This is a genomic window from Rhodococcus sp. 05-2254-6 (genome assembly GCF_002258565.1).
Lineage (GTDB): Bacteria > Actinomycetota > Actinomycetes > Mycobacteriales > Mycobacteriaceae > Rhodococcoides.
In genome coordinates this window covers 1-8488 of the sequence record NZ_NOZF01000119.1, presented here as the reverse complement: position 1 = coordinate 8488, position 8488 = coordinate 1, and the positions used below count along the sequence as shown (strand labels likewise).

The 8488-nt window shown below is 59.9% G+C and carries 11 protein-coding genes; 1 reads left to right on the top strand and 10 read right to left on the bottom strand.

What is annotated here, in order from left to right; genetic code table 11:
* The 4 genes from CH256_RS15355 to CH256_RS15340 form a co-directional block, all read right to left on the bottom strand.
* Positions 1 to 1168, bottom strand: a 1168-nt coding sequence (locus CH256_RS15355) for an NAD(P)/FAD-dependent oxidoreductase (RefSeq protein ID WP_094669991.1), incomplete at its 3' end; no start/stop codon positions are given.
* 346 nt (positions 1169 to 1514) lie between these two features.
* On the bottom strand, positions 1515 to 2177 hold the full coding sequence (locus CH256_RS15350; RefSeq protein ID WP_202902192.1) for an FMN-binding negative transcriptional regulator: 663 nt from the start codon (positions 2175 to 2177) through the stop codon (positions 1515 to 1517).
* Positions 2174 to 3448 (bottom strand): lysine N(6)-hydroxylase/L-ornithine N(5)-oxygenase family protein, encoded by a 1275-nt coding sequence (locus CH256_RS15345; protein WP_015586166.1) that lies wholly within the window; start codon positions 3446 to 3448, stop codon positions 2174 to 2176. The genes CH256_RS15350 and CH256_RS15345 overlap by 4 nt, the downstream gene beginning before the upstream one ends.
* 4 nt (positions 3449 to 3452) lie before the next feature.
* On the bottom strand, positions 3453 to 3764 hold the full coding sequence (locus CH256_RS15340; protein ID WP_015586165.1) for an MbtH family protein: 312 nt from the start codon (positions 3762 to 3764) through the stop codon (positions 3453 to 3455).
* A 203-nt stretch (positions 3765 to 3967) separates the two neighbouring features.
* Between CH256_RS15340 and CH256_RS15335 the strand changes: the two genes are divergently transcribed.
* Complete coding sequence (locus CH256_RS15335; RefSeq protein WP_080730065.1) at positions 3968 to 4921, top strand: UbiA family prenyltransferase; 954 nt, start codon at positions 3968 to 3970, stop codon at positions 4919 to 4921.
* A 12-nt stretch (positions 4922 to 4933) separates the two neighbouring features.
* Here CH256_RS15335 and CH256_RS28605 read toward each other — a convergent pair whose 3' ends face one another.
* The 6 genes from CH256_RS28605 to CH256_RS28115 all read right to left on the bottom strand — a co-directional run.
* Positions 4934 to 5194 (bottom strand): helix-turn-helix domain-containing protein, encoded by a 261-nt coding sequence (locus tag CH256_RS28605; protein ID WP_080730074.1) that lies wholly within the window; start codon positions 5192 to 5194, stop codon positions 4934 to 4936.
* Between the two features lie 611 nt (positions 5195 to 5805).
* A complete protein-coding gene (gene def, locus CH256_RS15325) occupies positions 5806 to 6372 on the bottom strand; it encodes a peptide deformylase (RefSeq protein WP_015586162.1) in 567 nt (188 codons plus the stop codon).
* Positions 6373 to 6517: 145 nt separating this feature from the next.
* On the bottom strand, positions 6518 to 6685 hold the full coding sequence (locus tag CH256_RS28120; RefSeq protein ID WP_155289036.1) for a hypothetical protein: 168 nt from the start codon (positions 6683 to 6685) through the stop codon (positions 6518 to 6520).
* A 25-nt stretch (positions 6686 to 6710) separates the two neighbouring features.
* Positions 6711 to 7601 carry a hypothetical protein gene (locus CH256_RS15320; protein WP_015586160.1) on the bottom strand — a complete coding sequence of 297 codons (891 nt, stop codon included), beginning with the start codon at positions 7599 to 7601 and terminating at the stop codon, positions 6711 to 6713.
* A 168-nt stretch (positions 7602 to 7769) separates the two neighbouring features.
* Positions 7770 to 8078 carry a hypothetical protein gene (locus CH256_RS15315; protein ID WP_015586159.1) on the bottom strand — a complete coding sequence of 103 codons (309 nt, stop codon included), beginning with the start codon at positions 8076 to 8078 and terminating at the stop codon, positions 7770 to 7772.
* 36 nt (positions 8079 to 8114) lie between these two features.
* On the bottom strand, positions 8115 to 8488 hold a 374-nt coding region (locus CH256_RS28115), incomplete at its 5' end, for a hypothetical protein (RefSeq protein ID WP_179272121.1).

Sequence of the window (8488 nt, the reverse complement as noted above, 5' to 3'; positions counted from 1 at the left end):
GCTCGGCCGACATAAATTCGCGCATCCCGATGGCCCCCGAAACCAAACCGAAGTACCGAGATGTAAGTTCGGGCGAATTGGCAATGGCATGCAGCATGCGCAACCGGGACTTCGTCGGTTGAAGCTTCGCCAGGGCGAGAGTACTCATGTACGGCTCCTCTAGAACAGCTCCTGTCGACAGTGCAAAGTGCACCATCGCCTCATCTACTGCGACCGAGTTCCCGACATCCACCCCGGAAATAGAATCGGTGAGCAGGTCGGCTTGAATCAGCGCATTGGTGATGCCGCGGGCGCTGATCGAGTCAAGGTGGTGAGCCGCATCCCCCGTCAATGCCCAGCCCGGACCGTGCGATTTACGGAAATAGTTGCGTTGGTCCCCCGTACCCCACCACCGATCCACTCGGTCGAGTGCCATAATTTGTTCGTATAAATCCGGCGCTGTCGATTCGATCGCGGACAAGTACGCCCTCTGCGGGTCCCGCCGAACGACCGAGAATTCGCTCTGCGGCAGGTAAGCTGCCACAATTGTCAGGTCGTCATGTGTTGGAATACGGGCTATCCAGCGGCCGACTCGCTCATGGAATCCGAATCCTGTTCGCAAGCCTTGCCAGAAGGTGTAGTACACGCAGCTTGCTATGGGTGCCGATCGGAGGATCGGTGCCTGAACAAGTTCCGCGACCTTTGATCGCATACCGTCGGCCCCAATAACCAATCGAGCAGACACCGATGTGGTCGAATTTCCACTCCGGAGGCGAACTCCGGCGACGCGTTCGTCGTGCCAAATCAATTCTAGGACCGACGTCCGATCCGAGAACTCCGCGCCCGCTGACACGGCAGCTCGAATGAGTAGATCGTCGAGTATGTACCGCCGTGGTGCGTAAGCGGCATTAACACCGTCCTTCGCCGGGGTAGCAGCGATCAGACTCAGTCCATCCACATCGTGACTAATAGTGCCCAAAGGCGGACAACCGGAGGCCACAACATCATCGAGCATCCCCCACTGTGCGAGTCTCACGACCCCAGGGTGCTGGATATACAACGTGGACATGGTGTCCGCCGGAAAGGAGGCCCTATCGACCAGCAGAACACTTCGCCCCTGTCTGGCTAACAGCAGTGCCACCGAAGCGCCGGCACATCGCGCCCCAACAACAACAACGTCGTAATCCATTACCAACCTTCTGGCTTTCTCTGGCGATGACACCGACTTGGTCACGTTCGCCGGTCGGCTCTTTTGCCGGATTTTGGTCCGGAAGCAATCCCCCGGAATCCCAACTTCATTCCGAAGGTTGAACGATTGACCTGCTCGACGAGTCGGAATGGCGGCGGACAAGGTGCGTGAGAGCAGTAGCACAATTTATAAACTCCGCTTGCATCCGTAAACCGATGAACAGACCAGGCCGAAATGGCTGAGCCGGTGCGAAATTGAAGGTTTACAAATGGCGGGCACGGAATGCTCTTTTGGCGCAAAAGGCTCCCGGGCCGTGGGTTCCGTCGGTGCGTCCGACATGTCCCCATCAGAAGTTGTTGTAGTCACCATGGCTGTACTCCCGCATGAACGAAGCTAGTTCTTTGCCTCGCCCGGCGTGGTTCGCGCTGAAGTGGTCCGCCACCCGTCGCCTGGTCTCGAGGTTCTGCTCCTGGCTGAGCTTGAACATGCCATCCGCCGATTCCACCTCAAAACTGAATGCACCCACAGCCGGACCGATCCTTCGGTAGTGGTCCAGCGAACTGTCCATCTCCCACCCGCTGCCGAATTTCTGCTCGTACGTACTGACTGTCAATTGAACGACCTTGAGCGTCTCCTCGAAATCGGCAACAGGTTGCAGCTTTCCTCGGAGATGTACCGAGACGTAGTTCCAGGTCGGTGCTACAGAATCGCGTTGGTAGACACTTGGGGTGACATACCCATGAGGCCCGGTGAAAATAAGTTGGGCATCCGCACCGTCGACGAGCGAGTCCCAGTGGGGATTGGCCCGGTTCATGTGCCCAAACAGTGTCGATCCTTCTAAGTCCTCGCTCTCTGAAGGGGCGCAGGGAGCACAGATGACTGGCAAATGGGTGGCGTACGGGGCCTTGGGGCCGTTTGAGATCAGAGCCGCAAAAGGGTACTGCGCAACCACGCGGCGCAGCCATGTCCGATCACTTGCCTTGTAGATCCGGGGGACGTACATGGTCATCTCCTGAGAATGGATTGGGCGATTTCACCGGATCTGACTGCAGTGTTGGACAGGAGACCAGCAGAAAGTCCATGGCTGTGTTCGGTACTGGCACCGTGCACATAGATACCGGCGCGCACCGCATCCGACGTCGTCACTCGGTAGTCGCGTCCCACGCTGAGCCGTCCCTGCTCGTCGTGCTTACATTCGCGCATCAGGCCCTGGAGTAGCGGTGCCGGGTCACTTGGCCGGTAGCCGGTGGCGTAGACGATCACGTCTGCTTCGATGGTATGGGTCAGACCGGTGGCCGAGGATGTGACCTCGACCCGTACGCCGTCTGTGTCCTCGTCGACGGATGTGACGCGCGAGGTGTTGATCATCCGTAACCGCTGTTTGCCCAGGACCTTCTCCTGGTAGCTCTTGAGATACAGCGACTGTGAAATATCGAGATCGACCACTGAGTAATTGGTGTTGGCGTGGTATTCGAGGAGCCTCTGCTTCTCGTCGGTCGGAGCGGAGAAGAACCGGTCAACTCCCTCCGGATCGAAAATTCCATTCGCATACGGGCTGTCATCGGCGACGCTGTAGCCGTAGCGGGACAGGACGGTGTGCACATTGGCGCGAGGGAAAGTCCGATGAAGGTAGTCAGCAACTTCGGCGGCACTTTGGCCAGAGCCCACGACGACAAAATTTTGAGGGACGTATGTAACTGCGGCTGCTCTGCCCAGCAGTTGGGAGCTGTGCCAGATCCGCTCAGATCTGTTGACACCATCGGGAAGTCGAGGCGTCAAACCCATTCCGATCACGATGTTCCGCGCCCGCTGAACAACGTCATCTGGGCCGACTACATCGACGTACTCCACCACGCCATTCTCGACTACTGGTCGGATGTCTTTGATCTCGGACCCGTACGAGACGTTTGACTGAAATTGGCTAGCTGCCCACTCCAGGTAGTCATGAAACTCCACCCGCAGTGGGTAGAGAGTTTTGCTGTTGATGAACTCAGCAATTCTCTCTTTCTCTCGGAGGTAGGACACAAACGTATACCGACTCATCGGATTGCGCATGGTGGCAAGGTCTTTGAGAAAAGAGACCTGCATGGTCGCATCCTCCATGAGCATCCCACGGTGCCAGCCGAAACGAGGCTGGAGCTCGTAGAACTTCATGCTGAACTTTGCCGGCACCGGTCCGGGCTGGATGGACTCTTGAAGAGCTATCGCGAGAGCGAGGTTGGAGGGTCCAAAACCGACCCCAACAACGTCCGCGACGGACGAGCCTGACTGTGCTCCCATCGAGCTACGACCTAATTTCGTTGTGGTAGGCATCGGCTGGGATGCCCTCAACCGAATTGGTCGTTCCCGGCCGCATAGTTGGTCCGACATTAGTTGTCTGGCTGCGGTTTTCGGCCTGAGCAATGGCGAGTGACTTGGGGCGCAAATCGGTCCAGTGGGTGTCGACGTACTCCAGACAAGCAGTCCGCTTGGCCTCGCCGAACACTCTTGACCAACCGGCCGGGACGTCGATAAAGACCGGCCAGAGAGAGTGCTGCCCCTCCTCGTTGGTGAGAACGAAATAGCTGCCGTCTTCATCGTCGAACGGATTGCTCATGGTCCTCGCTTACTCGGAGAGTTGCAGTACGCCTGCTGTGCATTTCGGTACCAGTCGAGTCTGCCTAGCAGCGAATACGTTGGTCCCCTTTGTGGCACGAAGGGAGTAGGTAATACCTCAGAAAACTACAACTTTGGATGTAGTTTTAGCGAAGACAAGTCCGGGCAGAAACCTTCGTGCACTGCGACAGCTAGGCTCCGGCTGTGTCAGATGGGTGGTCGTATCGGTGTGAGTCGGTCAAGCACGGCACACAGGTAGGTCGTCCTGGGGGCGCGTCGAGTCCCGCAAGAAATGCATGGTTGTGCTTCGTGGAGGCCAGACCGCAGGTCCAAGGTGTCTATCTGCTTCGATTCGCGGTTGGAATTGCCGGCGTATCAGCGACTGCAGGGCCTGTCGGTGTCGGACAATTAGCGGCCGGCGCGTTGACCTGGTGGGCCGTCGTGATATCGACGTACTTGTTCAATGGTGTGACTGACGTCCTTGAGGATGTGGCAAACGCGTCGCAGCGACCGATTGCGCGGGGGGAACTGGCAGTCCGTACAGCCCGGTGGGTCAGCGTGGCTACGGCGATCACAGCCCTGCTGATGGCTGCAGTTGCGGGGCGCGAGATGTGGTGCTGGACCTTCGCCTTCCTGACGCTTGGGTGGGTGTACTCGGCACCGCCACTGGCTGCCAAGCGTTGGAGTTTGTCTTCTTCTGTAGTGATATTCGGCCTCGGCTGGGCAAGTTATGCTGCCGGAGCGGCCGCCGGCGGCGGAGGATTTGGGCGTACGGAACAAGTCTTCTGCGCATCGATGGCAACATGGATGGCGTTGGTGGGAGCGGTCGTGAAGGACCTATCCGATGCCCACGGGGACGCCATTGGTGGGAGGCGCACTCTGGCAGCGCAACGTGGACTCAGCTCTGCACGGCGGCTGGCCATATTCGGAACGACTGTCGTTGGAGTATGCGCACCGATCGCCTCACTGCTATGGGCACCGCTCGCACTGTTCGGAACATTGCCGTTGACTGCTGGAGCTCTCTGGGTGATGGCGCTATGCGCGCGGGCGAACGACTATGACCTGAAGGCACGGCGCTGCGGGTACCGCGCTTTCATGGCCACCCAGTACGCAGCAAACCTCGCGATGCTCGGCACCCTCCTGGTGCGCGCGGTATGAAATTGCGGGCCGCTAGATGCGGCTGCCGAATAGCCTGTGCAACGCGTCCATACGGGACGACGCCCCAAGTTTCAGATAGGCGTTGGACAGATGCCGCTTGACTGTGAGCTCTGAAATATTCAGAGTGCGAGCGATCTGCCGGTTGGTCATCGCGAACGCCACAGCCTCCAACACTTCAAGCTCCCGGTTGGTCAAAGATGCGTCTGACGCGGCCTCAAGCACTCGAAGTTGCCTGTCCCTCAAATGGCCTCGGGTCTCCTCGTAGCTGAGCATGCCCGTGTGAAGGCGGCCACCGGCAGCAAGGCGAAAAGCGGCGTTGATGCGTCTCCAGACCCCAGGTCGGTGTGTCAAGGGTGCCTCTTTGGCGGCCAGCTCTATTGCAGGCTCAAGGGATGACCACAGAATCTCCACAGCTCGCACGGACTCCGAAGCCGGTATTGCCTGTAGGGCTCGATGCGAGCCGAGCAACCGGGTGTACTCGTCTGGAATCGCCGACCGAGTAGTCGAAGACGTGGGAAGGCCTAATGCATCTACGCACTCGTTGAGGATTGCCAGTGCTTGGCGGCGGCACTGTGACCACACCCCCGGATTGATCCCGAGGGGACTATTCTCGCGTAGCAAAGTGGTTCTGTACGCCGTCACTACCTCTGGAATCGCGGCCCGTAGCGACGCCGCAGCCATTGCGTAAGGCATATGTTCCCCGAACTCCTGTTCCCTAGCCCAGGATACAAGACCATATGGTCCGTTGCCGTGCAATAGCGAGCCATGGATGCGTTGAGGGTTCGACCTACTGTTTCGTGTAGATGAATGTCAGGCTTCGTGAAGGTCTTGACGTCACCGGGTGGGTAGGCGGAGCAGAGCGGTCACTGCTTCCGGAGCAGAATCTATCGTGTTGGCCAATCGTTGCTGTACTGCTCAGAGACCGTCTCGTGGTCACGATAGAGCTGTTTACGTTTGCGCTTCGAGAGGCGGTCGCCGAAAACGATACCGTTGATGTGATCGGTTTCGTGTTGGAAACAACGCCCGAGCGTGCCGCCTGCGTTGAGTTCGATCTGGTTACCGTACTGGTCCTGTCCTCGACAGATAGAGAACTCTGGCCGTGCGAGGTCGGTGTATGCGCCGGGGAGGGACAAGCATCCTTCACCGAAATCGATGAGGTGTCGATCGTTTCCTTCGGCGAGTTCGACTACCGGATTGCAGACGACACCAGTTCGCCGTGTCCCGGTCTCGTCACTGCAATCGTAGATGAACACCGCAAGGTCGATGCCTACCTGCTGAGCGGCGAGGCCGGCACCGTCCGCAGCAGTATTGGTCGCGAACATATCGGCAAGCAGACTTTGCAGATCAGGACCGAAGTCGGTCACCGGTCGAGCCGATGTGTGCAGGACAGGGTCGCCCCATCGGACGATTGGTCGAGCATTGCCGAGGCGCAGAAGTTCAGAGACAGGCATGACTCGTATGCTCCACCCTGGCTACGTTAGAAGCAACCGATGAGGTTTGTTTTGGGCGCGTATCACGTTTTGTGGCCGTCATCATGGTGCGGAGTGGCTCGACGAGAGCATCCGATCGCGCAGGGCCCATGACAAGTGACCGTCTCTATTCCGATTCTTCGCCGGTGTCGATGGCTCCGTCGATGGGTCCGGTCTGGGGGTCTTCGGCTTGGACGGCGCGAAAGTCGGCGCGCGGCATGATGTCTGGATGAAATTGCCATGGTGCGCGGCGTTCTCGTCGGTGTGGTGGCGGTGAGGCCTTTTCGGTGGGCATGTCTGTTTGTTCCTTTCGCTGATGGTCAGTCCGTGTCGATGTCTTCGAGTTGCACGACGAGCCTTTCCCTGACCCTCTGACCTGGTCGCTCGTAGGGGACGAAGTGCGAGTTGACGACTCGGTAGCGGGTGCCCCGTGGGAGGAGGTGGCTCGTGTCGTCGCCCTTGTCCGATGCTCCGAGGTACAGCCCTCGTGTTGTTTGGATCTCGAATACGGCGTCCGTCGGATGGCTGTGTGCGTCGAGTTCGTGGATCGAGTGGCGGGCGCCGGTGAAGCGGTCGAAAGCTATGACCGAGCCGGGTGAGAGGGTCTCGGGTAGCTCGGATGGATGGATGACGGCGTGGGGCAAGCTCACAACGGTGTAGACCAGGTGTCCACGTCCGGACTCACGCTCGTATCGCTGGATTGCGCGGTCGACTCTCTGGATGTGGCGGCGCTGGTCGTCGTCGAGCCGAACTGCATCACCGTTGACATCGGACAATGCGTCGTTGGTGCGTTTCCAATTTTCTGGATCTCCGATCAGTGTGCTCATCGCACGGTGCTGGGCTCGGGGAACGCTCTGCTCGACAGTCCTTTTGGTGGCTGATCGCGCATTGCGCTGGCGGGCGCTGAGGCTTCGACGGAGTTCGATCGCGGCCGGCAGCGAACGTCTTTTTCGTTCGTTCGTGATCGGCGCGGCGGTGTTGCGGGGGAAGGCGCGTTCGAGGTCGCGGCGCGCGCGTGTCAGACCGGGCAGTCCTTCGATGTCGGTATCGAGGCCGCGGGCATGCTCGCGATTCGCGGCTCGGTCGGCGAAGGATGCGTGCGGGAGCACCACCCCTTGCTTCTTCTCCAGCTCTCCGCTGGATCCTCGATCGGGGTCGAACGCGCCCCCGTCTGGGGTGACGCGGTTACGACTACGGCGCGCGGAGGACATCGGACCTCACCCGGAGGGGGTCTTGCGGTCCCGGATACAGAGTCGGTACTGCGGCCCCGCGGGGGGCGGCGGTACCGACTCGACCTGCAGCGCCGCCGAAGTATTCGACAGCGCTGCAGCAAGTGCACGCTCGGCGGACGCCTCCACCGAGCAGTGCGACAGCTTGGGTCATCGTCCCGGCCGGCCGGGCAGGTCGGTTCCGGTTCCTATCGTCCATGCGACATCGACGACGTCGGACAGGGTCCGGCTCAGGTGGCCACAACTCGTGCATACGCCGGGCAGCTTCTGTGAAATCAGATCGAAGAAGTGCTCGTCGCACGCGAGGTGGGCCATGAGCTGTCCGCCGGCGCAGCAATCTTTCATGGCCACCGCCCACCATGCGCCCCGCGGTCCCGCTCCCCCGTCCCGGGGTTCCAGCGCGCAGACGTCGCAGGCCAGCTCGATATGGGTGATCGCGTCGGTTCGGTCGGTGCTCATCGCACAGCCCCCTCTGGTTGTCGACGGGATGTCATGTCAGCTCGCCATGGCGTCGTGCTCGCCGTGCTCGTTGTGGTGATCACTCCGGTGTTCCTCCGACGCCGGTGCGGCATGGTTCTGCTGCCCACTGTCGTGCCCGTGGGGTTCGCCGCCGGTGGCGGCGGTTTCTGCCGGCGGGGTCTGCGTGGGTTCTTTCTTGCTGGTGGCCGGTTTTGCGACTCCCTTCAGTGATGGCCGGACGTAGCCGCCCTTCTTCAGTTGGGCGGTGGTGAAGCCTGCAGCTTTGGCGGCGTCGTAGGCCACGATGAATTCGGCGGTCGAGTCGACATGTTCGGCCTGCGCTTTGGCGACTGCTTCGGCCTTCTGCCGGCTGTTCTCGGCTGCTTCGACAAGGTTGCGCATTGCGGTGA